Origin of the sequence: Dysosmobacter welbionis, from assembly GCF_005121165.3 — a bacterium.
Classification (GTDB): domain Bacteria; phylum Bacillota; class Clostridia; order Oscillospirales; family Oscillospiraceae; genus Oscillibacter; species Oscillibacter welbionis.
The window spans coordinates 1,055,857-1,082,103 of the sequence record NZ_CP034413.3; the positions used below are offsets into that span (position 1 = coordinate 1,055,857).

The following is a 26,247-nucleotide window of genomic DNA, read 5'->3' on the forward strand; positions in this document are numbered from 1 at the left end:
CCCGCTTTGCGCCGTTTGCCCCTGCATAGAACTTATTGCGAGTGGGGAGGTCTGTAAAGTTTATCAAGAGGTATCACTCTCTTTCCATGCGAAGATACTTTTCGCGCAAATACCATGCCTGCTCGGGAGAAATAATCCGTTCGACTTCGGCTGAGTTAATGTCCGCGTTCAGATTGCACCAGTAGATGTCCCAATGAGGATCCCGGTTTCCGCCGTCTATAATGTCCCAAGATTTTTGCATCTCCTGAATAGAAGCCTGCAAATCATCAGGGAGTCCGCATTCAAGATACGACTGATCCAACGGCTTTCCGGTTTCCTGATCATATTGTGCGTGATTCATAACTAATTCCTCACAATGCTCTCTTACTGGATCGTTTTTATTATACCGATTTTCCGGCATTATAGCAAGTCCCTTTGCCAGACAGCGCATCAGGTCACGCAGCTTCCTCCAGCTCTGAACAGATTCTTTCTCTTGCCAGCTTGGCATAGGTGTCGGTCACCTCAATGCCGGTGGCGGAATAACCCTCCAGAACAGCCGCCAGCACCGTGGTGCCGGAACCGGCAAAGGGGTCCAGAATATGGCCGCCCGGTTCCGTGATCTTTACAATGTCCCGCATGAGCTGCAAGGGTTTCTCCGTAAGATGAATGCGGTTCTGCGGATTGCCATATTTGAACACTCCTGGCAGGCAGGGCACCGGACGGCTGATAGGCATATTTCCGTTGGAACCCCAGACAATGTACTCCGCCTGCTGGCGGAAGCGGCCCTTCTGAGGACGGCTGTTGCCCTTATCCCAGACAGCGGTACCCCGCCAGATCCACCCCGCCCATTGAAGGGCATCGGTGGCTGCGGGAAGCTGCCGCCAGTCGATGAACATACATATCGGCGCACCGAGCTTGCTTGCTTTCCTCGCCTCATACAGCCACTCTGCCGCCCAGCGGGTCCAGGAGCGCTGGTCCTTGGCATCGCCGTCAAAGGGAGGTGGCGCGTTCTCCCCATACTGGAATACTTCCTGGCGGTGGACTTGTTTTTCTCGGATTGTGTCCGGCCTCCGGAAGCATACGGGGGATCGGTGATGACAGCATCGAAGGTGTTGGGGGCGAACCCGCTCAGCACCTTCAGCGCGTCACCTTGAATGATCTCCCATTTCTGGTTATCGTTCATGTGTGTGGTCCTCCTTGTTTTTGTTTTTTGTGGGAATGCTGCCGGATAACTCTGTCTCTACATACTCGCTGATGATTCCCAAGGCTTCCTCATAGCTGTGGCAGTCTCCGCCCATAATTCGGTTTTGCATCTCTTTTGCCTCGGCTGTCATACCGTTTTGCCGCAGTGTCCGGCTTGCAAGACCGATGAGATTGAAAATATTGCCGTTCTGCCCGACAAGAGGGCAGGACGGCCTTTTGCGTTCCTGTTCCAGCGTTATCGCTCCTTCCTGCCGGAACGCCTGGGTGGCGTCCGGCCAATGGTTTTCTGATCCGTCATCATCGGAATTCCCAGCTTGCTGGCATGGTGGATCTCATCCCACATTCCTTCCGTCCAAACAGGCCCATAAACATTGAGCTGCTGGCAGGATTCCAACAGTTGCAGGGACATCTCACGCGCCTTGGTATCCTGCTCCGGGTCGTTTGGGTCCGCTATGGGTGGGAACAGCAGGTGTGGGCAAACGGGGATATCTCCATCCGCAAACACCTCCCGTGCCTTCTGCCGTGCGAATTCAATATTGGCTTCCACATCACCCCGCAGCGGCGCGCAGATGAACACCAGCTTGGGGCCGGCCTGTTCCCGTTCCGGCGTCCGTTCCCGGAACACGGACAGGTATTGCCCGATGGACTGCCGGAGGACATCGTAATCCGCAGCCGAGGGATGATAGGCATACCAGTCCACATCTCCGCGGTCATCCCACAGGTGAGGCATTACACCGCTGCGGAAGTTCGGGTTGCCAGGGACAGGCTTTTTACCCCAGACATCCTTGAACCGCAGCATTGTCCGATCCACTACCCCCTCCGTGCGGTTGAGCACCGTGAGGCGGATGGCGTCATATTGATTCGCAACACAGGTGGAAAGGAACTCTGCCCGTACCCGCAGATCCTTCCCAAGTTCTCCTACACAGACACGTCCGGAATACTGGGGATGATCAATGAGGTCGCTGTTTTCAAACAGCTTTCGCAGTTCTCTTTCATAGACAGTCATCGCTCCATCCCCCATTTCTTTGGTTTTTTCTCTTTGGCAGGCGGCGTTTGGCTGGACGCAAGGCACTCTCTGTCTCTACCCCGGATGACACTGCGGCCGGTGTCCGTCAGGACAAAGGTATCCTTTGTATCATTCAGGATTTCTTCCCCTGGCAAAATAACGGCGGTGCCGGTAACACGGACATCCCCGCGCACGCTTCCGTACACCTGACAGTGCCCAGACAGCAGGGGCGTTCCGAACTGACTCGGCACGCTGATGATCTGGGCGCAGCCGGACACACGCGCACTGCCATTCATCACAGCGCCCCGCAGGTAGGCGTCATCCTCCGCGCGGGCATGGTTGGAAAGAACAGAGCCGTGAGATACATAGGCATTGTCACAAGCAATGGCGTTTTTTCGCAGGTAAGAACCCATATCCACATAGGCGTTTCCCGCTGCGATGGCATCATCGAAGATCCAGGCGCCGTCGGACGGGTCGGTTGCCAGATTGCTTTCGCTCTCCACAAAGCCGCCCAGATCCCCCGCTTTCACCTGGTCGCCAACATCCCGCAGCGCACGGATGCGGTGGAGGAAGGGATATTCTTCGTGGGTAATGTCAGTGATTTCATATTTCAAATTGCTCGTTTTTCATCAACTCCTTCATTATGCCGCGCTTTCAAAAAGAGACTTCTGGGCATCCTCCATGCGGAAACGGGCGTCGATATCTGAAAATGTGTCTGTGCGGTTGAATTTCTCAGACACCTTTCCCGGCAGGGCCTGCAGTTCCAGCATCCGTTCCCACAGTTCCGGGTGATGATCATAGAGATGTTGCAGTTCTTTTCGTCTGGCGTTGGGACAGAACCAGCAGCCGCCCCGGTCGGTAAACGCATACACAGGAGAAAGCAGCCCTGCCTTGCGGCAGAGCTGCTTCGCATCTTCCTCTGTAAACTTGTATTTTGCCAGCAAGGACACCTGTTGATTCTTCAGGCGTGACAGCCGTTTTTGCTCATCGTAGGCGATGCCGATATACTGCATCGTGTCGGCAGGCAGGCTCTTTTGATGCCGACAAATCGGTTTGATTTTGCAGTCCCGCTGGACATAACACTTTCCGCAGATTGGAAAGGCCCGCAGCATCCCTTTCTTGGGGCCGCGGGTGACCGTCCCTGTGAACAGGTCTACATAGGTTTTCTCCGCACGCAGAACACGCACCTTCACCCCCATCCGCTCCAGCTTTGGAATGGCGGTGTGATAGATAAAGTCCCGGTGTTCCGGCACCTCACCTGAAATGGTTTTATCAAACATCACCTCGCAGTAGACGGCTTCGTCCAGCGGTTCCCCATGCTCCAGCGCCAGCAAAATGGTGGCAAGACTGTCCTTACCAAAGCTGCAGCTGACAATATGAAGAGGTTTTGATCTTTCTTTTGAAATGGTATCACTCCTTGTTTTTCTTATTGTTCCGGCTATATTGTCAGCCGGGTGATTTTTTGGTATAATAAAAAATATTATTTTCAGCCACTATCTAAACAAAGGAGAAAACAACATGAACAAGACGGAACTTCTCACCGCTATGGCAGAGACCAGCGGCCTTGCTAAAAAGGACTGCGACGCCGCACTGAGCGCATTCATTGATACCGTGGAAGCTGCTCTGAAGTCTGGGGACAAGGTCCAACTGGTTGGCTTTGGCACCTTTGAGGCAAAAGAGCGTGCTGCCCGCACCGGTAAAAACCCGGCCACCGGTGCGACCATTGAAATCGCCGCTTCCAAGGCTCCGGTCTTTAAGGCCGGCAAGGCGTTCAAGGACAGCATTCAGTAATACCTGACAGCGAGAGGCGAGTCCTCTCGCTGTTTTTTTATCAGCGGGCGGAAACCCCTGTCTCCTTGGCGCGGCAGGCGCTTTCCAGCACCTCCGTCATATCCGTCTGCTCCCACGGGGCATCCGCGTGGGTGAAGTGTCCGTAGTTGCAGAATTTGCGGAAAATAGGTTTGTCCAAACCCAGCGTATCGATCATGCCGTTCGGCGTCAGCTGGCACACCGTGCGAACGGCCTGCTCCAGTGCAGCATTGGAGTACTTGCCAGTGCCGTGGGCATCCACCTCCACTATGACAGGCTTCGCCCTGCCGATGGCGTAGGCCATACTGACGGTGCAGCGTTCAGCAAGTCCCGCCGCCACAATGTTTTTTGCGATGTAGCGGGCCATGTAAGCGCCGCTGCGATCCACCTTGGTGCCATCCTTGCCGGACAACGCGCCGCCGCCATGTGGTGCGAGACCGCCGTAGGTATCCACCATCAGCTTACGGCCCGTGAGTCCGGTATCCGCTTCAAAGCCGCCCTCCACAAATCTGCCGGAAGGATTGATGAGGATCTCCGTTTCGGCATCCAGCGGGAAGTCCTGAAAAGCGGGCTGGATAATATGTCGCATGACCGCATGGCGAAGCTCTGCCAGCTCCACACCATCCTCATGCTGGCAGGAGACCACTACGGCAGAGACACGCTTGGGAACGCCGAACTGATACTCCACAGACACCTGCGCCTTACCGTCCGGCTTCAAGCCGGGAATCGTGCGCAGCTTTCTCGCCTGGGTCAGCAGGCGGGTGAGTTCATGTACCAGCACTACCGGCAGTGGAAGAAGCTCAGGCGTTTCATCGCAGGCGTAGCCGTACACGATACCCTGGTCGCCTGCTCCGGTCTCCGCGCCGCTATTGACTGCTCCGGCGATGTCGGGGCTTTGCTCGTGGGTGATCACCTCCACCTCATAATCGCTGCCGCCATATCCGGCTTCCCGCACGGTGCGGCAGATGACGGCAGGGATGTCCGGGAGCCACGCCGCCGTGATCTCGCCAGCCGCGATGATCTTACCTGCGGTAGCCATGACCTCGCAGGCTACATGGGCGGTGGGGTCATGCTCCAGGCAGGCATCCACTACGGCGTCGGCAATGGTGTCGCAGAGCTTGTCCGGGTGGCCCTCAGTGACAGACTCCGCAGTTAAGACATACTTATCTTTCATGTTCGTTTTTCTCCTTATTGCATTGTTTTTTATGGTTTCCGGACGGCACAGGAACAGAAAACACCATCTCATTGGCGTATTTCTTTCGATACTTTTCGATCTGCTGCTCCGTCAGGGATGTAAAATCCTCATCTCCAATTCCGACTACAAAAAAGGTGCCGCAGACAATGTCATACGGCACTCCGGATTCATCTGTCAGGGCACGGTTCATAGGCAATCCCAGAAGCTTGCCCTCTCCGTGACAGACGAGCGCGACCGGGTCATCGAACGGGTAAACAGCCTCAATATCTCCACCTACGATCCGCTGCATGGATTCCAGGCTGCCGTCGATCTCCTGTACAGTGGGCGTTTTCATCGGCTCCACCACAAGAATGGTCATTTTTTGATGATTGATAGGATCGCCTCCTAAAAAAAACAAGCGGCAGCAGCAGTCTGAGACCACTGTTGCCGCGAAATGATTTGATTATTTTTTTGTTTTCAGAGCCAGCGTTTGTGTTTTCAGCAAAGCATTCTCCAACGCTCTATGGTCCTCGTGATCCTGCCACCAGTGGGGGCGCAGAAAACTCAGTGCTTTGGTGGCCCAGATGTAGTCATCCCGCCCCAGGGACTCCTGCACGAGTCCAAGTCGGAACTTTTCGTAGTTCTTTCGTACTGCCGCATCTACGCTGTCCCGGTTCAAATACAGTTCCAGAAACCCACAAAGGACAGCCGCTTCCTCCATCGTATAAAACACTACGACACCCCTTTCACACAAACAGGCATCATTGTAGCACATACGAAGGGATAATAGAAGCCCTATCACGATTTCCATAGTCAAGCGCGCCAATCTGCGCATCTCCGCAGTGGGAATGACCAGCCGAAGAATGTCCTTATGTGTTCCCCACCTTTCGCTTTTAGGGCAAAACGATTCCAAAAACGAGGAATGGAATTCCCCTCCATTCCTCGTTATTCCTTGTCTGGCAGATAAGTCACTATATCAGCCAAAGTACAATCCAGTATTTTACATAGCGCGTCCAAAGTGTTGGTCGAAACGGATTCATTCGCTTTCAGCCTCCGGATCGTAGAACTACTGATCCCACCTTTACATTGCAGCGTATATGTGGTCGCTCCACGCTTTTCCATCGTTTCCCACAATGGGGCGTATGAGATCATCCCGGTTCCTCCCTCCGTTTCGCGCTTTACATATCTTCATTATTGCCTATAATGAACATATAGCGTTATAGGCAATATTGCCCATATCAGGACGTTCTAAACTTGAACCGCAATGGGAGGAACCATAATGGAAACAAAAGTATGTTGTGTTACGGGACATCGGGATATTCCAACAGATCGGGCCGTCTACGTAGAGCAAGCGCTTCGACGTGAAGTCCTGGCAGCGATTGAGGATGGATATACCCGCTTCATCTCTGGTTTTGCTGAAGGAACGGATCTCATGTTTGCGGCCATCGTTGCCGAGCAAAAGGAATACAGCCCCAATCTGTATTTAGAGGCGGCTTTGCCCTATGCGGGCAGGATCAAAACAAAAAGCAAGCAATTTCACGATTTGCTGCGAATCTGCGATGAGGTCACGGTCGTATGCCAAGAATATACCCCTTCATGCTTTATGCGGAGAAACCGGTATATGGCCGTGAAGTCCCAGCGTGTGATTGCCGTTTATGATGGGCGAGATCGTGGTGGAACGCTTTACACCATGCGCTATGCCCATACGCTGGAGAAGGAGGTCCGGGTAATCGAGGTATGAACTTTGTGTGATTTGGGCGACTCAAACGTTGCATCGCCCGACGATTTTATGCCCATCTTACGAAGTTACCTCTCCGGTTTTCTGGTTTTTGGGTTTTTCCCATTCTTCGGCCTCTCCACTTTTCCTAACCAGATTTCGTCGATGGTCCTGTTCCACGCTTCCTCCAGCGATTCCACCGGCAAGCCATTGGCCTCGAAGCCTTGCTGGATCGCACGGTAATAATACGGAGAAGGCAGTGCGGGCTGGCGGCTCATCGGTTCTGCCATGATATAAGCCATGACGGAAACGGCTGCGTCATCTGTGGTCCGCACAGATACCTGCTCCTTGGTGTAGTGGCGAGGATAGCCTTCGTAGCGGTCCAGCGCCTGTTCAGACTTCGGCGTGAGCTTCCATAGCAGACCGTGGACGACGCTGCCTTTCTTGGGAGAGACAGTGGCAAAGCCGCTGCCGCGGAACTGCAACTCATAGTTCTGCAGCGTCACCGGCCCAACGAGCTGGGCGTCTGGACAACGATGCTCCATCTGTTCTAAATTGATATTGCTGCCGTAGGCGAAATACAGAGTTTCTTCCATCTTAGTCCCCCAGCAGTCTGAGTCCGCCGATTCTGTCCAGATGGCGGAACATGGCCTGCGCCTGCGTTTCCGTATCTCCATCCGGCAGTGGGCAGTCCATTCCTGTGGTGCGGATGACATTGCTCTGTAAAAACCAGATGTAGCTCTCGATGTCCGGGAACTCTGTGGGATCAAAGGTCTGGTCCCGCAGACGGCCCATGATCTCCGTGGCCGTTCCCTCATAGACGGTTTCTTCGATCTGTATCTTCAATGGCTTCACCTCTCCATTTCTCTGGATTTTTTCTTCTTTTTATTGGCTTCATAAGTATCCTTGTCATAGCGCCATGCCCGATCACCCTCCAGATTGGCCAGCAGATGATTACGGGTATTCTTGAACTCGTCACCGTTGAGTCCCAGCCGCACCAGCCAGACACGGAAGGTAAACAGTTCGTTGTCGCTATGGGTTTTCCGCATAACGGTGCTGCGCTGGTTAATGGCTTGGGCAGACATGGCAAGGCATAAATTCACATAGGCCGCGACCTTTCCGGCATGAAGCGTAGAGTTGAAACAACGCCACTCAACGGTTCCTCTATAAAACACAGAGTGCAGATTCAGGGCATAATAGCGCGTCCAGTTATAGTGTTCTCGGTCAGAGATATTCCCTTCATACCAGATGCTTTCCAGCGCCGTGAGATTTTTTGTTTCGTCAGAGGAGAGCTTGCGTGCTTCCTTTAGCATTGGCTCCCGCACCTTCTGGCAGTATTGGCTGACACGGCTTGAATTTACCTGCAGTGCTTTGAACAGGATATCCTCCTTGGAGTACATAATGCTCAGAAGGTTTTTCAGACTCTGGCGGTTGTGGTTGGCGGCGTCCACATGAACATGGATACCGCAGGAGTGGTTGACTTTGGCCCCGACATGGCGCACCTGACGGACACACTCCTGAAGCCTGGGTAACTCCGCGTAAGTGAGTTTTGGCGTCACCATCTCAACCCGGTATTCGATGTTGCTGGTATGCATATACCCGCTTTCAGTTTTCATTTCCGTAACAATGCTGGAATCGCTCATAATGCTCCACACCTTGCCATCCGGGTCTTTCACGCTCCATTTATCGTATCCGCCCCCCACATAGTAAGGTTCTGTGCCAAAATAATTGGCCAGCGCCTGCGCAGCCTGCCCACGAGTGAGTCCCGTCATCTCGACCTCAACGCCAAAGCACTGATCCTTCATTCCGATCATGCGGCGGCCCCCGCTTTCAATTCCTCGTCCACTGTCTGGATACGCTTGGCAATCGCCTCAATTACATTGACGGTGACACTGTTGCCCGCCTGCTTATAGGCCTGAGCGTCAGACTGGATGGCGAGGATGCGGTCAATTTGCCATTCCTCAAAGCCCTGAAGCCGCAGGCACTCACGGGGCATGAGACGGCGGATGCGTCCGCCGTTTTCCACGATCCCCTGGATACAGCTGGTTTCCAGCGTATGGGCAATGTCACGCCCAACGCGCCCGCGGCGGGTGTTGCTGCCTGCGTAGCCCAAATCCACCGTATCGCCGGGTTGAGCCTCCTTGTACCCCTTCTTGGTCGCCTCCTTGATGAGCAGGACACCGGAGCGCTCGCCTTTACGGTTGGACAGTGTGGTCTGTCCATACCGGGCGGTGAGACAGCGGGCAGCGTCCGTTTGCTTTGGATGCCCGCTGCAAAGGTCTACCAGCACAGCGTTTTGTGTTTGGTTCCGGTTGATTCCTCTGAAATCGCTGGCGTTCAGCGGAATTGCTGTATCCCGCTTTCCGACGATCCCATCTTTCCGGTTAAAGCCCACCAGATATAATCCGGTCTTCCCGCCCATGCCACCAGCGCCGGCAGTCTGGGTGCAGGCTACTCCGTCTGCGTCATAGATCCGGGAGCCTTGCGGCCCTCCGAGGACTTGTACAAGAGCTTTTCCACCTGTGCCGAAGACAGGTAATATTTTCCCGGCGCATCGGGGATCAAGATATCCGATAAGGAACAGCCTTCGTCTTGATTGCGGGACTCCGAAACATTTGCTTAATGTATAGTTGAAAATAATGTATAGTCACCTCCTAAAACTGATGAAAAATCAGAAAAAATCATCGTCACACTTAACATAATTCCGTATAATTTAAACAATGGCATTGCCATATCAACTAATAGGAGGAATATGCTAATGACGATAGAGCACACAGGCTCATTGAGCGAATGGCTCAGGAAAACGATCAGCAAGTTAAAGTCACACTTAGCTGAACTCGGCTACAGTGAAAGCACGATTTTAAGGTTAGACGCGACATGGAAGGAGTTGATTGTATACTGCGAAGCGCATCAGACAACTGAGTTCACCGTGGATTTAGAGCGGAGATTTGTCTGGGAACGGTATGGTGCCGATCTTGGCGATAGGGATATATCTCAGAATGTCAGCCGGGCTATTCATATGTTGGACGATTATTTACAGTATGGGATGGTCTTTAAGCAATCAAGTATCACCTTGAAGGGCTTTTCTCCAGCCTATAAGGAGCTATTTGAAGGCTTTTTGGACAGTTTGCGCCAAAACCAAGTGGCTGAAGGTTCTATCAGAACTTGGCGGAGCAGGCTATTTCGCTTTGAGTATTTTCTGCTGGAGTCCGGCATTGAGCATTTCCACCTGCTTGAGCTGCACCATGTAAATACTTATATTGAATCTTTGACTGGATTTTCTCCCGGTACGGTTGCGGCAACAATTCGCATCTTAGGCAAGCTGTTTGATTACGCATTGGCCAAAGGCTACCATTATATCAGTTACGCCAATGCTTTGCCCTGTATCAGACGGACGCATAAGTATCGCCTGCCTACTGTTTTTTCACCGGATGAGGTAGAGTGCATTCTGACTCAGGTAGACCGATCCAATCCGTTGGGGAAGCGGAACTATGCGATCCTGTTGTTGGTTACCCGGCTGGGGCTGCGCATCAGTGACGTGCGATTGCTTCGATTCGAGAATATTGACTGGAAAAACAAGCGAATTTCAATTCATCAACAAAAAACCGGGATACCCTTAGAACTTCCATTGCTCGAAGATGTGGGCTGGGCAATCATTGATTACCTCCAGCATGGCCGCCCAGAGACAGACTGTCCATGTATATTTGTCCGGCACCTTGCACCGTTTGATGTCATGAGCGGTTCTATGCAAAGGTTGGTTTCCAAACTCGTTTCTAAAGCAGGTATTCATGTCTCTACGGATAAACCGATTGGGATGCACAGCTTCCGACACAGTGTCGCTACCTCCATGCTGAATAATGGAGCAGAATTAACTGACATTGCGCAAACGCTGGGTCATGCCACACCGGAAAGCACACAGGTATACGTTAGCCTCAATACAGAAATGCTGAGACGATGTGCATTGGAGGTGCTTCTATGAGTAAGAAGCCCTTCTTTACAGGACCATTTGCTCCAATATGCGAATCCTATGTGGCACAAAAAAGGGCATCTGGTCTGGACTATAACCAGCAGGCCAAACTGCTGCGGCTATTTGATAATTTTTGTAAAGATTATGAGATTCAGAGTTACACAATTACGAAAGAGATTGCATTGACATGGTGCAAGAAGCGCCCAAATGAGGCGGACGCCACCCGATATAGCCGAGTGAGTGAAATGCAGAGGTTTGCCCAATACCTGTGCAAACAAGGTTATCCATCCTACCTGCTTCCAGCCCTTCCCAAATGCGGAGAACAACACGTACCCTATATTTTTTCAACGGATGAGTTACATCTCATTTTTGAACGACTTGACTCACTTTCTCCGACTAACCTATCCCCTAACCGACATCTTACTATGCCACTCTTATTTCGCGTACTCTATGGCTGTGGCCTTCGAATTTCTGAAGCGTTGGCGTTACTAAAAAACGATGTGGATTTGAAAGACGGAATTTTGCACATACGGCACGGAAAGAATGACCGCGAGAGGATTGTCCCAATGTCTGCCACATTGACGGAAGAATGTAGAAAATATGCGCAGGCTGTTCATAAAAACACTGTCGAATCAACGCCGTTCTTTTATGCAAAGGGCGGGACCCCTTATACAAAATCCACCATTGGAAAGTTCTTTCGCGGCATTTTGTGGGATGTGGGGATTCCATATAAAGGGAAGCAATTTGGGCCGCGCGTGCATGATCTCCGTCATACATTTTGCTGCCATAATATCCAAAAATGGGCTGAAGCTGGACTCCCAATATACAGCAATCTACTGATTCTTTCCCGTTATGTTGGGCATACATCGATTAGTTCCACCCAGTACTATCTCCGCCTGACCGCACAATCCTTCCCCCATATCATGGATATTTGTGAACAGAATTTGGGCGGCATGTATGCTCCGTTTGACCTTGCCATGGAAAGAGAGGGATTGCAGGATGGCTAATCGTGGACCGACTTTTTTTGCCAAAGCGTTATCAAGATATTTCTTTGAGTATTTACCATCTGAAAGGGGACTAAGCCAAGAAACAATTCAATCCTATCGAGACGCAATGTCCTTGCTACTGGATTTCTGTGAACGGGAACGCAAAATTCGAAGAGATAGGCTGGAAGTTAGCGATTTCAATAGAGAGCTAATTGATGCTTTTTTTCGGTGGCTGGAACAGGAGAAAGGTAACTCTATTACGACAAGGAACCAACGGCGAGCAGCAATCAATGCGTTTTTTAAGTTCCTGCAGTATGAAGATCCAGGCTTTGTACTGCTATGCCAACAGATCCGGGAAATTCCTCCGAAGAAATGTGAGCAAAGGGTTGTCCCGCATCTTTCGGAAGAAGCCATCCAAACTATTTTTGGACAGCCGAACCTTACAACGCGTGAGGGACGGCGTGACTTTGCCTTCTTGACCTTAATCTATGAATCTGCTGCTCGTGCATCTGAAATCGCTAACCTTCGCTTTGGTGATATCCGTTTTGATAAAAAATGGGCCGTTGTACATCTGAAAGGTAAGGGAAGAAAGTTCCGAGATATACCAGTTCTTCCTGTACCTGCAAAGATCTTGAAGGATTATCTGGCTGAGGAATCCCAATATCGCCAATGTGATATAGATGCCCCGCTTTTTTGCAACAGAAGCAAGGCCCCTCTAACACGAGGCGGTGTCTACTACATCATACAGAAATATGTTTCCCTTGCACAAAAGGAGAAGCCTGATTTGTTCCCAGTGCGGGTCCATCCTCATGTATTCAGACACAGCCGAGCGATGCATTGGTTAGAGGCCGGTGTGGATTTGCAATATATAAAAGACCTGTTAGGGCATTCTGACATTAAAACTACCGAGGTGTATGCCCGGCTGAACATTAAAATGAAGCAAAAGCTGTTGGAGCAAGTGCATCCGCAGCAGCTTAGTGACCAGCAGCCCTCTTGGACAGATGACGAAAATTTGATGCAATGGTTGACTCAGCTCTATATTCCAACTAAATAATTTCACAGAATAATGTAAAGCCAGCAGGAGCATTCTTGCTGGCTTTACTACACTTCAGGAGGTGACTTTACATTATTTTCTGCTATACATTAGCTCAATTATGTTCAGCTGAACATAATTGAGCGTTAAGCACAGTCCATTCGACATGGTACCCCAGGTCATCCAGTGCGGAGAGGATGACCGAAAAGGTTTTCCCTTTGTCATGCGATAAAAGGCCGGGAACATTTTCAAGCAGCAGATACGGAGGTCGCTTTGCTTGAGCCAATCGGGCAATCTCAAAGAAGAGAGTTCCTCTGGCGTCGGCAAAGCCCCGTCTGCGGCCAGCGTTAGAAAATGCCTGGCAGGGGAATCCTCCACAGAGCAGGTCGAAGTCCGGCAGGTCTGCGGGATCGAGTTTGGTTGCATCGGGATAGTATCGTTCCTCCTTTCCCGGTTCGTAGATTGCTTGATAACTGGCATTGGCGTGCTTGTCGATCTCACAGTGTCCAACACACCGGAATCCGCCCGCGCGGGTCAATCCGGAGCGGAAGCCGCCAATGCCGGCAAACATATCAAAGTATCGGATCAGTCTGTATCATCTCCTTCCTGCAGCGACGCAAGAAAGCCGAGAATATCCTCGTCGATGCTCCCGGCCTGCGGCGCTGCTTGTGCGATTTGGATCTGGCTGCCCTGCAATTCCTGACGGATCACCTGACGCACAGCCTCCAGCAGTTCCCGCTGATTTTTGTGTTCACAGATCATCCGGCAGACGGCACCGGTGCGTTCACCCGCCGGAATATCCATCAGCGTCCGCCACGCCTGCCGCTGGATGGGCGAGGCCATGGAGAAGGACAGGTTCAGCCGCTTCTTGTCACTGCTCATGCTTTTTCGACATTCGCTCTGTCAGACGCTCATATCCCTTGGCATTTAAGCAAACGTCATCCAGTATGATGGGACGGCATAGTCCGTCCGCAGCGGAAGCATGATGCTTCAGCAGCGTCGCACCGCCGCCAAGAAAAACAGCAGGCATGGCTCGGACGTCCAGGCCGCTCTCCGCGATGGCAGAGAGCAGGCGTTTGGTGTAGCGTTCCGCTTCCTGATAAATGATTTTTTTCGCGTCCTCGTTCACATGGCTGGCATCGCCGCGCAGAACGCTTTCAATCTGCGCGGCCGTCATAGACAGACCAAGGCCACGGCGGATCTGCTCGCTGATCTCATCCAGGCAGCGGATCATGCCGAGCTCCAGACTGCGGCAGGTGGCGGCGTTGGGGATACGGTTGTCCAGCCGCATGAGATCCACCGTCCAGCCGCCGATGTCCGCAATGATGACGGATGGCTCATCCAGCATGCTACCCTGCGTCAGCACTGCGGCATAGCCCTGCGGATACAGCGACACTTTGGAGATCGTGATGACATAGTCCTGTCCTTCATAACGGAAAGACACCGGTTTGCCGCCCCGGCACAGGTAGTCCCGGAACGCTTTCTTATCCCTGCCAAAGCTGGTGAGCGGCAGTCCGGCTGCCAGATGGATGTCCGCTGCCGTTCCGGCATTGCGGTATGCCAGTTCCTTTGCTATGGCGGCCAGCGTGAGAAGGTAGTAATCCTCCGTTTGGGTCTTGTCCTTTTGGAGCGGCTGGCGTCCGCTGCCCACCACATAATATTTACCGCCGTATTCCAGCACATTGTTCAGCGTGTACGGCTCATGCTCATGGGCCACCAGCCCGGTGTGAAAGGAAAAATACGCGGTTTTCATGGCAGCGTAGCCATGATCTACACCGATGATGATGATGGGTTCGCTCATCTGGCCTCACCTCCATGACTGCGGTGTTTCTTTTTGGGCGCTTGCCGCTGGTCATACGCCTTTCCGGCACGGATGAGATCCCGCATTTCCTTTTGCTGCACATTCCAGCGTGTCTTGCCATCCCAGCCCGGATGCGCCGTGCAGAGCCGTGGCAGGTACTGTTTCAGCTCCGGTCCCTCTCTGGGAAATTCAATACCGCCTTTGTAGACGATATCCTGTTCCAGTTCTGCCAGCAACGTTTCATACCTTGCCCAATCCGTCTGGTCATAGGCGCTTTTGCCTGTGAGCTGCTCATAGGCATAATCTCCCACATAACTGAGCGTCTCAAAGCAGCAGTCCTCGTAGGGGATGACCTCCGCAAGAGAGTCCGGGTCCGCCAGCGCGGACAGATAGGTATCCCTTCCCTGGGCAATGAGCCAGGCGCGGAAGTCGATAAATCCGTCATCGCTGCAGCCGTATTCCTTCATGACCCCGGCGGCATCCCACAGTCCAAACTTGTCCGCAAGATCCTCATAGGCGTGGAGGATGTCGTGAAAGTTCTGTGCCTGCTCCGGCCCCATGGATACCAGCCGGTCTTTCAGGAAGTCCATCATAGCGTCCATATCCTGTCCGCAGGTCTCCTTTGCACTCTGGATCAGCTTCCAGAAGGTATCTTTGTTGATCTCGGTGATGTTATCGTTCATATCCTACCTCTTTCGCTTCTTTTTCCTTTGTTTTCAGGAGATGTGCCAACCCCATGCGCCCCAGCGCGTCCGCGCAGATTGCTTCACGAAACGCGCGGTATTCCGGCGTGGTGGTGTCCACCTTGCCGAGAACGGCCCGTTCATAGGTGGTTCCGGGGACGATCTCCCATGTGACTGCATCGAAATGAGCTGCTTCCAGATAGCGCAGAAGGGTATGTCCGTCCGCTGCCTCAAACGCGCCCCGGTTATCTTCATAAGGGAAAGCGTCATAGGGCTGGAAGCCGGTGCTCCGCTGCGCGGCGCGGTACAGCCGAAAGCCATCCTCATCCAGCTGCGCCGCGAATTTACGGTAGATATCCGTCGCTGACAATTCACGCCGCCCCATCCGAGGTCTCCTTTCTCACCCAAGAAGCGAAGTGTTCCAGAAAACGAACACGCTTGCGCACCTTTCCGGCAGACACATCCAGTCCGTTCATCTGCGCCTGGATGCGGTGCCGAATGGCTTTCAGCTTCTGCGGATCGTTGCAGCAGTCCACGATGACATACTCACCGCCACTGGCGGCCAGTACCTCACGCTTGCCGGTCTCATCCCGAATGGTGGACATAAGGCGCTGGCCCAGCCGTTTCCGATAGGCATCCTGCAAGGCGTCCATATCGCCGCAGACGCCGTGCCGCTTCAAAATGGCGGCGATCTCCTGAGAATTGATCCGGGTCTCCGCGGACAGCCTGTCCAGGATCTCCCGCTGGGCGTCAGGAGGGAGGGTGGGCGGCGAAGGACTTTTCTTCTGGCTCATCGCGTCGGCACCTCCTTTTTGGCATTTTCGTAACAGTCGGCGGCTCTGTTGCCCGCGCCAACTCCTTTCCATGCTCATTCAGATATCTCTGCATTTCACGGACACTTTGGCACCCAAACTCCGGTTCCTGAAAACCGCCACGCTCCGTATACAGCGTCCATTTCTGCTTTTCATAAGGGCAATCCTGAGACACCACAAAGTACCGTCCGCAGCGGTCTCCCTCCAACGGCTCAAAGCGCACGTCATCATAGAGGGGGCCGTCCAGAGGGCAGTTGTTTTTAAACCAGACATAGTAATTGTCCAGAATGGCAGGCTCCGTGATCCCCATGACCACCCTGCCGATCCTCTGCAGTCTGCCGGCAAGAGCCGTATCGCTGCAAAACCAGTCATACCACCCGGCGCGGATCTGCGTCTCACGGGATCTATCCTGAAACGCCCCACCGCGGAACAGGTCCTGCCACTGGCGAGCAGAAAGCATCTCGCTCATGACGCCACCTCACAGGGAATATCCTCCGCGGGGCCGGTGTTTCGCCAGTCTGCAGGCAGGATCTTCTGCTCGATGATATCGGCAATGGCGGCGAACACCTGGGCGATCTCACGGGATTCCTTGACGGTGTCCTGGAGTTCCTCCGGCGTCATGCGGGTACCTTCCGTCCAGCAGCGGACATTTTCTTCCGTGGCGGTCAGAAGAGAAGCCTTTTCGTATGCCTTGCAGAAAGTGTTTGCAACTTTGCCCCTGCGGTCGATCTCCGCATTTTGCTGTTTGAGATCCTTCTTCGCCTTTTCATATTCCAGCAGCTCCGCGGCAGCCTGTTCCCGCTGATCCTCCGGTACCTCCTGAAGCTGGCGGGTCAGGTCATACCCCTTGTTGATGGACAGTTTCTTTTTGTCCAGTGCCTCCTTGATGGAGTCCGGGGCGTTCTCATCGATCTGCATGACCTTGCCCATCGTGCGCTCGCCCAAGCCGACCGCCTCTGCCAGTTCCTTTCTGGTATCGACAGCGGAAACCGCTTCCGGCAATGTTGCCGAAAGCGGTTTTTCAGAGAACTTGTCACCACCGGCAGCAGACTGATTTGCTCTGGCCTTGGCTTCAATCTCTGGTTTTAGCTTCAGGGCGATCTTGCCCAGCTCCCACTTTTCAAGGTTGCGGCGTCCCTTCTGGGTATCCAACGCCCACTGCTTGGCCTCCAACAGATCCTCAAACGAGAAAACGGCCATTGTGTACGGCAGATCATGCTTTTCGCACAGTGCCTGACGGTTGTGCCCGTCGATGATGACCATGTCCTCATTGACGATGATGGGTGCGTAGCAGCCGTTTTTGATGAGATCTGCTTCCAGAGCGCCGAGCTGCTCCGCGCTCAAAGGCGGGAGCAGCTCGGCCATCTCCGGCAGGATCACAGGGCTGCGTTCAGCGCTGGTATATGTGATCCCGGTATTTTTCATCAGGCAGCGACCTCGCGGACAGGCTCATCTTCCAATTCCTGCGCCGTTTCCTCCACCTTGCGGGGAGAGAGGAACTCCACCTCGCTGGCTTTGATGAGGAAACCGGGCTGACGCTCCGGCTCGTCCTCAAAGGTAATGGTCTCAAAATCGCCGGAGGCCGCCAGCTTGCAGCCCTTCCAGGCGAATTCGGCGCAACGCTCGGCCAGCGGGCCGCGCACCTTAATGGAGATAAAGTCGGTGAGCTTGTTGCCGTCCTTATCCTTATAGCGGCGATCCGAGGCGATTCGCAGGATGGCGTAGGGCTTGCCGGTGGTCTCGTTCATTTTCAGTTCCACATCGTTGGTCAGGTTACCAATGGCAGTGATCTTCAGCATTGTTCAGTTCTCCTTTTTATATTATGATGTTTGAAAAGCCGCCCCCCCGGCATCGGGAGGGCGGCAGAGTGTTTACTTGCTCCAGCTTTCGCTGTCACCGAGGATGGCGGTATGGGCGTTGGCGGCCTCCATGACTGCGTAGTACGCCCAATGCTTGCGGTTGACATCCGGGAAGGTGTTCATCTTGCGGAGATTATCCACAATGTAGTCCTCATCCGCTTCGCGACCCAGCAGGCGGTTGACGATGGTCACAACCTCCGCACGGTTGATCTCGTCGTCAGCGCGAAAGGAGCCGTCACCATAGCCGTTGATCCAGCCATGCTTGGCGGCAGCCTTGATGTACGCGGCGGCCCAATAACCGTCGCTCACATCGTTAAAGTCCTTATACTGTTCCATGATCTCAGCATCGCCATCGCCGTACACATCAAAGAAACGGACGGCCAGCGTTGTGAACTCGGCACGGGTAATGGCATCGTTGGGGGCAAAGATAGTCTTGCTCTTACCGTAGGTGACACCGTTGTTATTGAGGTATTTGGCATAACCGGAGTACCAGGCATGGGCGGGAATATCCGTAAATCTGGTGTTGGCCACGGTGGAAATGGTATCGCCGTTCTTCTCCGCCAGCAGACGGGCGAAGATAGCGGCGGCCTCCGCGCGGGTCATGCTGCGGCTGGGGCCGAAGGTCCCGTCTGTGTAGCCCAGGATATAGGTGCCGTGACGCTCTCTTTCCTCGATTTCCGGAACGGTCAGCTTTCCGTCCTGATCCGTCTTGCCCTTGGCCGTTTGGCTCAGGTCGCCCTTAACAATGATGTTTTTATTCTCCTGCGGATTTTTCTTGTGGTCGGTGACGGTAACCGTCACACGGTGGTTTTTATCCAGATCCGTGCCATCCGGCAGTTTGACCGTAATATTGCCGGTCTTGCCGATGGCGACCTCCGCGTTGGGGATGGGGCGTCCGGTATCGGTGTGCTCCACCTTGATGGTCAGCGTCCAGCGGTCGCCGTCCGCATCCTCATAGCCAGCAGTGACCTTGCCGTCCTCATTGGTCTTGCCGCTGCCGGTGGGAACGGTGATCTGGCCCGCGGCGTCGGTCTTACTGGAGGCGTAGTTATCATTCTTGTCTGTAACGGCAATGCTCATGCCCGGTACAGCGCTCTTGTCCTTGACGAGCTGCACGGTGACGGTGGTCTGATCTACGTAGTCCAGCAGGCGGCTATTCGGCAGGCGGATAGAGATCGAATTATCCTTGTGGAGCGCGACAGCGGCGTTTGCTACGGGATTCTTGGTGTCGGTATCGGTGACGGTCACAAGGTAGCCGCCCACAATGGCCTCACCCTTACTGTCTGTGGTGGCGCTATTGTAGATCTTTTCGATGGGCTGTGTCTCCAGCTTTTCGCCACACACGGTACACTCCTTGTGCTTGCTGCCCTCGGAATCGGTGGTAGGCTGCTTGTCAACGATCCAGTCGCTGGGCTTATGACCGGCAGGCTCGGTGTAGTTGCTCTTGTTGGTATCGCCGCAGCGAGCACAGGTGTTAGTGGTATAACCCATCTCCGTGCAGGTGGGAGCCGTCACTGCGGACTTGTAATCATGTCCCAGAGCCTTTTCCAGCACAGCGCCGCAGCGGGTGCAGAGCTGGGGTTCTGTGCAGGTAGCAGGAGCGCCGGGGATATGGCCATCCGCGGGGTCGGCATCCAGACGGTGGCAACCGCAGCGGGTGCACCGGTATTCCATGACCCCCTCGCCAGTGCAGGTGGCGTTGGTGACAAGGGTGCCCTTGTCCCAGCTGTGGCCCAGGGCGTCCGTATAGTCTGTGACAAAAGAACCGCCGCAGCCATCGCAGCGATGGATGGTCTTTCCCTCTGCATCGCAGGTAGCCTCGATCACATGGGCCTTGTAATCATGCGGAATGGTGGGCGTAATTTCCTCGATATGGCGGTCGCCGCAAACGGAGCATTCCCGGACGGTATAGCCGGGGCTGGTACAGGTGGCAGCCACGGTATAGACCTCATAGCTGTGTTCGCCCTTGGGCGTGGCGGTCTGCTTCATCTGTCCACAGCGGGAGCAAAGCTCCAGCAGCTTGCCATCGGTTTCGCAGGTAGCGTCACGGATGACGATGCCCTGCCATGCGTGGCCCAGAGAGTCCACATAGTCGCGCTTTTCGATTTTGCCGCACTCCGTACAGAGGTAGCGGTCATAGCCGAGGGTGGTGCAGCCGGCCTTGGTGCTGTCCAGCAGAATATACTTGTGGTTTTCACCACAGCCCTTGTCGGTGCAGCAATTTCCGTTGCAGTGCTTGTCCTGACAGCCACAGTTGGGGTTAGAGCAGCCACAGCCGCAGTTGCCGTTCTCATCTGTGGTGTCATCCCGCAGCCAGACATAGGCCACACCGTTTTCCGTCATATCCACACCGTCACAGGTGTAGGTAATCTCGTAATAGACAGTGTATTGACCCTCGTCCGTATAGTTGGGTGCGGTGGTCATGGTGCAGCTATCCGCGCTGTTGCCGTAGCGGATGGCCGTGCGGACACCGGCTTCAGACAAGTCCGTGACGCTGATGGTATGGGGCTGTCCGTCTGCCACGCCGTAGTAGCTGGCAACAACGGCCTTGGCCGCCGTGTAGTCATAGCAGGTATAGTCGCACAGGCGGCACTTCTCCACGGCAGCGAAACGGCCATGAGCGGGCTGGGGCAGAGTCTCCACCGCCATGTCATGGCGCTCCAGCACAGAGGATTTCTCGTAATTCGTACCGTAACAGAAGCAGCAGTAGGTGCCGCCTTTGGTGACAGTGCGGTGGTACTTGCTGTCTACACATTCATGGGTAACGGTCTCCGGCAGATCCAGATAAAATTTGGCGGCGCAGTCATGCAGAACGTAGATGTTCTTATCCCATGCGTAGGGGGCGCCGTTGGTCTCGTTACTGTTCCAGTCTCCACAGCGGCTGCATACGGATTTGGTCCAGTGGTAACCGGTGTAATAGGCGTTCTCGCCGGGGACACCGGCATCCAGACTGCCTACCGTTACTTCGTCAATACACATCCCGTTGGAATACTTGACGTTGCGGTTCAGGGCCGTCTCACCGGAGCGGGTATACTCCGGAACACGCCAGACGGTGAAATCCGTGTTTTCCCGGCAGGTGGCGCAGTAGAAGGTCTCGTGGGTGACGATGGCGTTGACATCCAGTTCATTGGTCCGGTTGCTGGCCTGCTGCCAATGCTCGACGGGATCATGGTAGCTGTTCTGCTGGGCGGCTGATGCCGTGGGGATCATGCCAAGGCACAGGGCCAGTGTTAGAAGCATGGCCGTTACACGGTGGGAAAAGAAATATTTTTTATTCAAATGCGAACTTCCTCCTTATATTTTCCGAATAGGTTTCTTTGGATCTTTCGTGTTGATTACTTGATTACCGCCCCTCTCAGGTGTTTTTCTTTTTTGCAGATACTCATTCCAGTCCTTGCCGCTGTGGGGTTCCTCCACGGTCACGACGTAGCCCATGGCTGCGTATTTGTCCTGTAATTGCCGAGCCGCCTCCCGTCCCGGCCCATCTGCGTCCAGGCACAATTCGATCCGTTTGATCTGCGGATGATCTGCCAGATAGGCTTGCAGCGCACCGCCATAAAGGCCGCAGAGGGCCAGCGCGTTCGGTGTGTTCCGGTGGAGTGTGAGATAGCTCATCAGGTCGATGGGCGCCTCGAATACGAAAACCTGATCTGAGCTGCGGTCATACGGGAGTGCGAAGCCAACGCGTTTATCGCTGCCCGTCACATCTCCGCGGAAGCCCTTGCCCTCCCGGTCATAGGTTCCGCGCAGGCCCGCGTATTTTGCCTGTCCCGCGCTGTTCTTTCCGACGAACACGCAGTTGTGATGCTCGGCGTCCTCATACAGCAGGCCGCTGTTCAAAAATTGACGGATCACCTGTGGGGCGATGCCGCGCTTGTGCAGGTAGGCAAACACCCTGCGATCATCCGTATTCCGGGGCGGCAGGGTAAAGGGCTTTTGCACCTCGTCACGCTTGACAAAAGGCGCCGCTTTAGCGGGAGAGTCTCTGGCTTTCCCGTGGAAGGTCAGCAGGTATTCCACCGCTTCCGGAAAGGATTTTCCGCAAAACTGCTGGAGAAAAGTAATGGAGTCCCCGCCGGTATTCTGCGAGTACCGAAACCACTTGCGGCGGTCCTTGATCCGCAGGCTGTCCATTTCCGCTGTGGTGTGGTATCTGCCGATCCGCCGCACCTGATAGCCCAAATGGGTCAGCAGTTCCGGCAGATCCGTTTCCTTGGCGATCTGCATTTCTGTGTCTGTGAAGCGTCTTTTGATCTCGCTTGCCATAGTGATGACCTCCTTTCTGGTGAAACGCAAAAAGCCACCCAGGGCATCCGAGAGATTCGGATGCCCTGGGTGGCTTTTCCCTAAATCGTGTTCTTTTGTTTGGGCTTTAACGCGGGCCTACACGGCGTTACCTTCGTGGGGGGTGTCCGTGTCCGCTGGAGCGGTCACGTCGGCCACACGGGGCGCGACAGGGGCCTCAGTGGGGGTGTTCTGCTCCGTGGCGTTCTCAGCGTCCGCTTCGTCCAGTGCCTGCGTGATCAGGTTCAGCACGAAGTCTCGCTGGGTGAGCTTTTTGCCGCTGCGGAGCGTCTCGCGCTCCAAGTGACGCTTGATGCGCTGGAAGAGTTCTTCGGGAATCTGGAATGCCATCGTTCTGCCTTTTTCAGTCATTTGAATGCCGCCTTTCTGATTTTCCATCATGTTGTAATAGTCTTGGATGAGGTTGACGATGTACTCGCTGGTGGTCAGGCCCAGCCGTTCTCGTTCTTCACTGACCCGCTCATGTAGGTCGATGGGAATCTGAGCACACAAGTTTTTAGTGGTTGCCATTCTCGGATACCTCCTCGTTTTTTGTAACGCAAGCATACCCGAAAGGTTACGAGAAAGCTATTACCAACACCACCAAGGAATGGCAGACAAACGAAGCGAAAGCAACATAAGCACCAATGAAACGAAAAAGGCCGCCGTTCTCTCCCACATGGGGAACCGAACGGCGGCCTGCCTTCTTATGCTTTATTCTTTTTTAGCCTCGGTGTTCAAGTCACACCAGTCCATAAGAGCGCTCTGCTGAATCTCTGAAATGTCGCCTCTCGCGTGGAAAAACCGATTTTCCGAAAAAAGCGTTTTTCCTAACTTTTCCGCCAGAAAAAAGCCTGTAAAGATGCAAAAACACCGCACTTTCGTGCGGTGTTTTCTGTGTTGCATCTTTCATCAACACATCTTGGTCCGAGTAGTGCGACTCGAACGCACGACATCCAGCTCCCAAAGCTGGCGCGCTACCAACTGCGCTATACCCGGATATTCGATTTTTCTGCATGATACCATGCGGAGAAGGAAAAAGCAAGTTTTTCGTGTCTGTGGGCAGTGCTGTGGTCAAGCCCGGTTTTGCGGGGGGATCTTCAGGCGGGGGATTTCCGCCGCAGGCTACTGTCCCAAGGACTTCCAGGCTTTCACTTTTTGGGGAATGGATAGGCTCTCTATCCTCCCAAATCACGCGTGCTGCCAACTACGCTACATTTGGTCATAGATATTTCTCCCGCCCGGGGGCGTTCTTCCCCACATACGTGCGGCAATATACTCTGCGATCCGCCGCGTTGGCACTCTGGCACCATCTTTTACTGGATCGGGGACAGCACGATGGGTTCATTTTATACCTCTCTATTTTACCTGTTTCTCCGCCAAAGTCAAGTCTATTCGCTTCCGGCCGGTATGTCGGAAAGGCCGTCCGGAGGCTATGGGGCCTCCGGACGGCTTGACCAGGTCTCTTCACTTGGAAACGCAGAGTCGATTGTTCTCCACGGTAAGCTTGGCGGTGTCACCGGCCTTGAGGGTGCCGTCCAGCATCTTCTCGGCCACGGCGTCTTCCACCTTGCTCTGGATGGCCCGGCGCAGGGGACGGGCCCCGTACTTGGGATCAAAGCCCTCCTTAGCCAGCTCTGCCACAGCCTCGTCGCTGGCATCCAGGTGGATGCCCATGGTCTCCATCCGGGCGGAGACGGTCTTCAGCATCCGCCGGGCCACTTCCCGGATGTCCTCCTCCGTCAGGGGGCGGAATACGATGATATCGTCGATCCGGTTTAGGAACTCCGGGCGGAAGGTCTGACGCAGCTCCGCCATCACCTGCTCCCGGGCGGTCTCGAACTTCTTTTCAGCGTCAGGATCGGAGTCCCGCTCCTCGGCGGAAAAGCCCAGCTTGCTGCCCATGGCAGTGAGGCTGCGGGCACCGATGTTGCTGGTCATGACGATGACGGTGTTCTTGAAGTCCACCGTCCTGCCCTGAGAGTCGGTGATCCGGCCGTCATCCAGAAGCTGCAGCAGGATGTTCCACACATCCTCGTGGGCCTTTTCGATCTCGTCAAACAGTACCACGGAGTAGGGCTTGCGCCGCACCTTCTCCGTCAGCTGACCGCCCTCCTCGTGGCCCACATAGCCCGGCGGGGAGCCAATCAGACGGGACACTGTGTGCCGCTCCATATACTCAGACATATCGATCCGGATCATGGCGTTCTCATCGCCGAACATGGCCTCTGCCAGGGACTTGCACAGCTCCGTCTTTCCCACGCCGGTGGGGCCCAGGAACAGGAAGGAGCCGATGGGGCGCTTCGGATCCTTCAGACCCACACGGCCCCGACGGATGGCCCGGGCCACGGCCTTTACGGCTTCGTCCTGACCCACTACCCGCTCGTGGAGGGTGTCCTCCATGTGCAGCAGGCGGGTGCCCTCATCCTCCGTCAGACGGGTGACGGGGATACCGGTCCAGCCGGCCACCACGGCGGCAATGTCGTCAGCGTTCACCGGGCGGTGCTGGGTGTTGTTCTTGCGGCGCTTCTCCCGCTCCATCTCCACCTGCTCCTGGTAGTCCTTCTCAATGTCCCGCAGCTTGGCGGCGGTCTCATAGTCCTGCTTCTCGATAGCAGCCTCCTTGTCCTTGGCCAGGGCGGCGATCTTCTCCTCCAGGCTCTTCAGCTCCGGGGAGATCTCCTCCGTCTCCATCCGCACCCGGCTGGCAGCCTCGTCCATCAGGTCGATGGCCTTGTCCGGCAGGAACCGGTCGTTGATATACCGGGCGGAGAGCTTCACGGCGGCCTCCAGGGCCTCGTCGGTGATCTGGAGGCTGTGGTGCTTCTCGTACTTCTCCCGCAGGCCCTTCAGGATCTCCAGAGACGCCTCCTGGCTGGGCTCACCCACCTGCACCGGCTGGAACCGGCGCTCCAGGGCGGCGTCCTTCTCGATATACTTCCGGTACTCGTTCAGGGTGGTGGCGCCGATCACCTGGATCTCGCCCCGGCCTAGAGCCGGCTTGATGATGTTGGCGGCGTCCACGGCGCCCTCGGCGCTGCCGGCGCCCACGATGGTATGGAGCTCGTCGATGAAGAGGATCACATTGCCGGACTTCCTGACCTCCTCCAGCAGCTTCTTAATCCGCTCCTCAAACTCACCCCGGTACTTGGTGCCCGCCACCATGCCGCTGAGGTCCAGGGACAAAAGGCGCTTGTCCAGCATCTCGTCGGGTACGTCGCCCATAACGATCTTCCGGGCCAGACCCTCAGCGATGGCGGTTTTGCCCACACCGGGCTCACCGATCAGGCAGGGGTTGTTCTTGGTGCGGCGGGAGAGAATCTGGATCACCCGCTGGATCTCCCCGTCCCGGCCGATGACCGGGTCCAGCTTGCCGGCCCGAGCGTCGGCGGTCAGGTCCCGGGTGAACTCCTTCAGGGTCTTGTTCTTGCCGTTATCCTCCTTTGCGGGGCTGGTGCCGGAGCGGCCGGGATCGGCGGCCTGACTCCGGGGCATCTCACCCAGCTTCTGCATCAGGGCTGTGTACAGGTGACGGGCATCCACGCCAGCGGTGCGCAGGATACGGACGGCCATATTGTTGCCTTCCCGCAGGATGCCCGCCAGCAGGTGCTCCGTGCCCACGTAGTTGTAGCCGCCCCGCATGGAGTCCTCCATGGCCAGCTCCACCACCCGCTTGGCGCGGGGGGTGAGGCCCTGGGCGGGATTGCTGCCGGGCAGACCGGCACCCACGCTCTTCTTGATGATCTCCACGATCATGTCATCGGTGAGGCCCGCCTCCGTCAGAACGGTGTGGGCCACGCCCTCCTCTTCCCGGATCAGGCCCAGCAGCAGGTGCTCCGTGCCCACGTAGCCGTGGCCCAGCTCACCGGCTGCCTCCTGGGAAAGCCGCAGGGCCTCCTCCGCCCTGGGCGAAAATTTGTTCTCATTCATAGTG

At 54.9% G+C, this 26,247-nt stretch carries 31 protein-coding genes, 1 tRNA gene and 1 pseudogene; 5 read left to right on the top strand and 28 right to left on the bottom strand.

The features are described from left to right. Positions 1-73: 73 nt before the first annotated feature. The 6 genes and pseudogenes from EIO64_RS05535 to EIO64_RS05560 form a co-directional block, all read right to left on the bottom strand. Positions 74-487: a hypothetical protein gene (locus tag EIO64_RS05535; protein WP_249390816.1), complete on the bottom strand. Its 414-nt coding sequence runs from the start codon at positions 485-487 to the stop codon at positions 74-76. Further along, positions 435-1,162: pseudogene (locus tag EIO64_RS05540) on the bottom strand (DNA-methyltransferase). Before EIO64_RS05540 ends, EIO64_RS05535 begins: the two are co-directional and overlap by 53 nt. Next, positions 1,152-1,292, bottom strand: a complete 141-nt coding sequence (locus EIO64_RS05545) for a hypothetical protein (protein ID WP_158629705.1) — start codon at positions 1,290-1,292, stop codon at positions 1,152-1,154. Before EIO64_RS05545 ends, EIO64_RS05540 begins: the two are co-directional and overlap by 11 nt. 125 nt (positions 1,293-1,417) lie before the next feature. Then, entirely contained in the window at positions 1,418-2,188 is a 771-nt protein-coding gene (locus tag EIO64_RS05550; protein WP_136890975.1) for a DUF7768 domain-containing protein, read from the bottom strand. Continuing rightward, positions 2,185-2,802 (bottom strand): hypothetical protein, encoded by a 618-nt coding sequence (locus tag EIO64_RS05555; protein ID WP_136890976.1) that lies wholly within the window; start codon positions 2,800-2,802, stop codon positions 2,185-2,187. Before EIO64_RS05555 ends, EIO64_RS05550 begins: the two co-directional genes overlap by 4 nt. A 27-nt stretch (positions 2,803-2,829) precedes the next feature. Further along, positions 2,830-3,522, bottom strand: coding sequence for a phosphoadenosine phosphosulfate reductase (locus EIO64_RS05560; protein ID WP_249390817.1), 693 nt, complete (start codon positions 3,520-3,522; stop codon positions 2,830-2,832). Positions 3,523-3,706: 184 nt separating this feature from the next. On the opposite strand from EIO64_RS05560, the gene EIO64_RS05565 reads away from it, so the two are divergent. Further along, a complete protein-coding gene (locus EIO64_RS05565; protein ID WP_136890978.1) occupies positions 3,707-3,979 on the top strand; it encodes an HU family DNA-binding protein in 273 nt (90 codons plus the stop codon). A 40-nt stretch (positions 3,980-4,019) separates the two neighbouring features. Here the strand turns inward: EIO64_RS05565 and metK are convergent, their stop codons facing one another. The 4 genes from metK to EIO64_RS05585 form a co-directional block, all read right to left on the bottom strand. Then, positions 4,020-5,171 carry a methionine adenosyltransferase gene (metK, locus tag EIO64_RS05570; RefSeq protein ID WP_136890979.1) on the bottom strand — a complete coding sequence of 384 codons (1,152 nt, stop codon included), beginning with the start codon at positions 5,169-5,171 and terminating at the stop codon, positions 4,020-4,022. After that, positions 5,161-5,550 (bottom strand): DUF3846 domain-containing protein, encoded by a 390-nt coding sequence (locus EIO64_RS05575; RefSeq protein WP_136890980.1) that lies wholly within the window; start codon positions 5,548-5,550, stop codon positions 5,161-5,163. Before EIO64_RS05575 ends, metK begins: the two co-directional genes overlap by 11 nt. An 84-nt stretch (positions 5,551-5,634) precedes the next feature. Beyond that, positions 5,635-5,982, bottom strand: coding sequence for a hypothetical protein (locus EIO64_RS05580; RefSeq protein WP_158629706.1), 348 nt, complete (start codon positions 5,980-5,982; stop codon positions 5,635-5,637). Between the two features lie 134 nt (positions 5,983-6,116). Further along, positions 6,117-6,323, bottom strand: a complete 207-nt coding sequence (locus EIO64_RS05585; protein ID WP_136890982.1) for a helix-turn-helix domain-containing protein — start codon at positions 6,321-6,323, stop codon at positions 6,117-6,119. Positions 6,324-6,450: 127 nt separating this feature from the next. Here EIO64_RS05585 and EIO64_RS05590 point away from each other — a divergent pair, with 127 nt between their 5' ends. Beyond that, positions 6,451-6,912, top strand: a complete 462-nt coding sequence (locus tag EIO64_RS05590) for an SLOG family protein (RefSeq protein WP_136890983.1) — start codon at positions 6,451-6,453, stop codon at positions 6,910-6,912. 65 nt (positions 6,913-6,977) lie between these two features. Here the strand turns inward: EIO64_RS05590 and EIO64_RS05595 are convergent, their stop codons facing one another. The 4 genes from EIO64_RS05595 to EIO64_RS05610 are packed head-to-tail and all read right to left on the bottom strand — an operon-like array spanning position 6,978 to position 9,310. After that, entirely contained in the window at positions 6,978-7,484 is a 507-nt protein-coding gene (locus tag EIO64_RS05595; RefSeq protein WP_136890984.1) for a gamma-glutamylcyclotransferase family protein, read from the bottom strand. A 1-nt stretch (position 7,485) separates the two neighbouring features. After that, positions 7,486-7,734 (bottom strand): hypothetical protein, encoded by a 249-nt coding sequence (locus EIO64_RS05600; protein WP_136890985.1) that lies wholly within the window; start codon positions 7,732-7,734, stop codon positions 7,486-7,488. Positions 7,735-7,739: 5 nt separating this feature from the next. Next, complete coding sequence (locus EIO64_RS05605; RefSeq protein ID WP_136890986.1) at positions 7,740-8,702, bottom strand: amidoligase family protein; 963 nt, start codon at positions 8,700-8,702, stop codon at positions 7,740-7,742. After that, positions 8,699-9,310 carry a DNA cytosine methyltransferase gene (locus tag EIO64_RS05610; RefSeq protein ID WP_249390818.1) on the bottom strand — a complete coding sequence of 204 codons (612 nt, stop codon included), beginning with the start codon at positions 9,308-9,310 and terminating at the stop codon, positions 8,699-8,701. Before EIO64_RS05610 ends, EIO64_RS05605 begins: the two co-directional genes overlap by 4 nt. Before the next feature lie 336 nt (positions 9,311-9,646). Between EIO64_RS05610 and EIO64_RS05615 the strand changes: the two genes are divergently transcribed. From EIO64_RS05615 to EIO64_RS05625, 3 genes are read left to right on the top strand one after another with little or no spacing between them, the layout of a single operon-like run. After that, positions 9,647-10,867 (top strand): site-specific integrase, encoded by a 1,221-nt coding sequence (locus EIO64_RS05615; protein WP_136890739.1) that lies wholly within the window; start codon positions 9,647-9,649, stop codon positions 10,865-10,867. Beyond that, positions 10,864-11,862: a tyrosine-type recombinase/integrase gene (locus EIO64_RS05620; protein ID WP_158629672.1), complete on the top strand. Its 999-nt coding sequence runs from the start codon at positions 10,864-10,866 to the stop codon at positions 11,860-11,862. The genes EIO64_RS05615 and EIO64_RS05620 overlap by 4 nt, the downstream gene beginning before the upstream one ends. After that, positions 11,855-12,895 (top strand): tyrosine-type recombinase/integrase, encoded by a 1,041-nt coding sequence (locus tag EIO64_RS05625; protein WP_158629671.1) that lies wholly within the window; start codon positions 11,855-11,857, stop codon positions 12,893-12,895. The genes EIO64_RS05620 and EIO64_RS05625 overlap by 8 nt, the downstream gene beginning before the upstream one ends. Positions 12,896-12,989: 94 nt before the next feature. Here EIO64_RS05625 and dcm read toward each other — a convergent pair whose 3' ends face one another. The 14 genes from dcm to EIO64_RS05695 form a co-directional block, all read right to left on the bottom strand. Next, positions 12,990-13,445, bottom strand: a complete 456-nt coding sequence (gene dcm, locus EIO64_RS05630) for a DNA (cytosine-5-)-methyltransferase (protein WP_136890988.1) — start codon at positions 13,443-13,445, stop codon at positions 12,990-12,992. Between the two features lie 14 nt (positions 13,446-13,459). Next, positions 13,460-13,756 (bottom strand): hypothetical protein, encoded by a 297-nt coding sequence (locus EIO64_RS05635; RefSeq protein ID WP_249390819.1) that lies wholly within the window; start codon positions 13,754-13,756, stop codon positions 13,460-13,462. Beyond that, positions 13,746-14,675 carry a ParM/StbA family protein gene (locus EIO64_RS05640; RefSeq protein WP_136890989.1) on the bottom strand — a complete coding sequence of 310 codons (930 nt, stop codon included), beginning with the start codon at positions 14,673-14,675 and terminating at the stop codon, positions 13,746-13,748. The genes EIO64_RS05635 and EIO64_RS05640 overlap by 11 nt, the downstream gene beginning before the upstream one ends. Then, positions 14,672-15,358, bottom strand: coding sequence for a DUF4240 domain-containing protein (locus tag EIO64_RS05645; protein ID WP_170180088.1), 687 nt, complete (start codon positions 15,356-15,358; stop codon positions 14,672-14,674). Before EIO64_RS05645 ends, EIO64_RS05640 begins: the two co-directional genes overlap by 4 nt. Beyond that, positions 15,348-15,743, bottom strand: a complete 396-nt coding sequence (locus EIO64_RS05650; protein WP_136890990.1) for a hypothetical protein — start codon at positions 15,741-15,743, stop codon at positions 15,348-15,350. Before EIO64_RS05650 ends, EIO64_RS05645 begins: the two co-directional genes overlap by 11 nt. Next, positions 15,730-16,152, bottom strand: coding sequence for a synapsin-1 (Synapsin I) (locus EIO64_RS05655; RefSeq protein ID WP_136890991.1), 423 nt, complete (start codon positions 16,150-16,152; stop codon positions 15,730-15,732). The genes EIO64_RS05650 and EIO64_RS05655 overlap by 14 nt, the downstream gene beginning before the upstream one ends. Further along, the gene (locus EIO64_RS05660; RefSeq protein ID WP_136890992.1) at positions 16,109-16,639 is read right to left on the bottom strand and encodes a hypothetical protein; all 531 of its coding nucleotides are present in this window, start codon (positions 16,637-16,639) and stop codon (positions 16,109-16,111) included. The genes EIO64_RS05655 and EIO64_RS05660 overlap by 44 nt, the downstream gene beginning before the upstream one ends. After that, a complete protein-coding gene (locus EIO64_RS05665) occupies positions 16,636-17,595 on the bottom strand; it encodes a ParB N-terminal domain-containing protein (RefSeq protein WP_136890993.1) in 960 nt (319 codons plus the stop codon). Before EIO64_RS05665 ends, EIO64_RS05660 begins: the two co-directional genes overlap by 4 nt. After that, the gene (locus EIO64_RS05670; RefSeq protein WP_136890994.1) at positions 17,595-17,969 is read right to left on the bottom strand and encodes a single-stranded DNA-binding protein; all 375 of its coding nucleotides are present in this window, start codon (positions 17,967-17,969) and stop codon (positions 17,595-17,597) included. Before EIO64_RS05670 ends, EIO64_RS05665 begins: the two co-directional genes overlap by 1 nt. Positions 17,970-18,041: 72 nt before the next feature. Next, positions 18,042-21,308 (bottom strand): S-layer homology domain-containing protein, encoded by a 3,267-nt coding sequence (locus EIO64_RS05675; RefSeq protein WP_249390820.1) that lies wholly within the window; start codon positions 21,306-21,308, stop codon positions 18,042-18,044. A gap of 15 nt (positions 21,309-21,323) precedes the next feature. Continuing rightward, a complete protein-coding gene (locus EIO64_RS05680) occupies positions 21,324-22,295 on the bottom strand; it encodes a DUF3991 domain-containing protein (RefSeq protein WP_249390821.1) in 972 nt (323 codons plus the stop codon). 117 nt (positions 22,296-22,412) lie between these two features. Continuing rightward, positions 22,413-22,844: a translation initiation factor 2 gene (locus EIO64_RS05685; RefSeq protein ID WP_181446426.1), complete on the bottom strand. Its 432-nt coding sequence runs from the start codon at positions 22,842-22,844 to the stop codon at positions 22,413-22,415. Between the two features lie 392 nt (positions 22,845-23,236). Continuing rightward, positions 23,237-23,312 (bottom strand) — tRNA-Pro (locus tag EIO64_RS05690). A 468-nt stretch (positions 23,313-23,780) separates the two neighbouring features. After that, positions 23,781-26,243, bottom strand: coding sequence for an ATP-dependent Clp protease ATP-binding subunit (locus tag EIO64_RS05695; RefSeq protein ID WP_119311551.1), 2,463 nt, complete (start codon positions 26,241-26,243; stop codon positions 23,781-23,783). Positions 26,244-26,247: the final 4 nt, after the last annotated feature.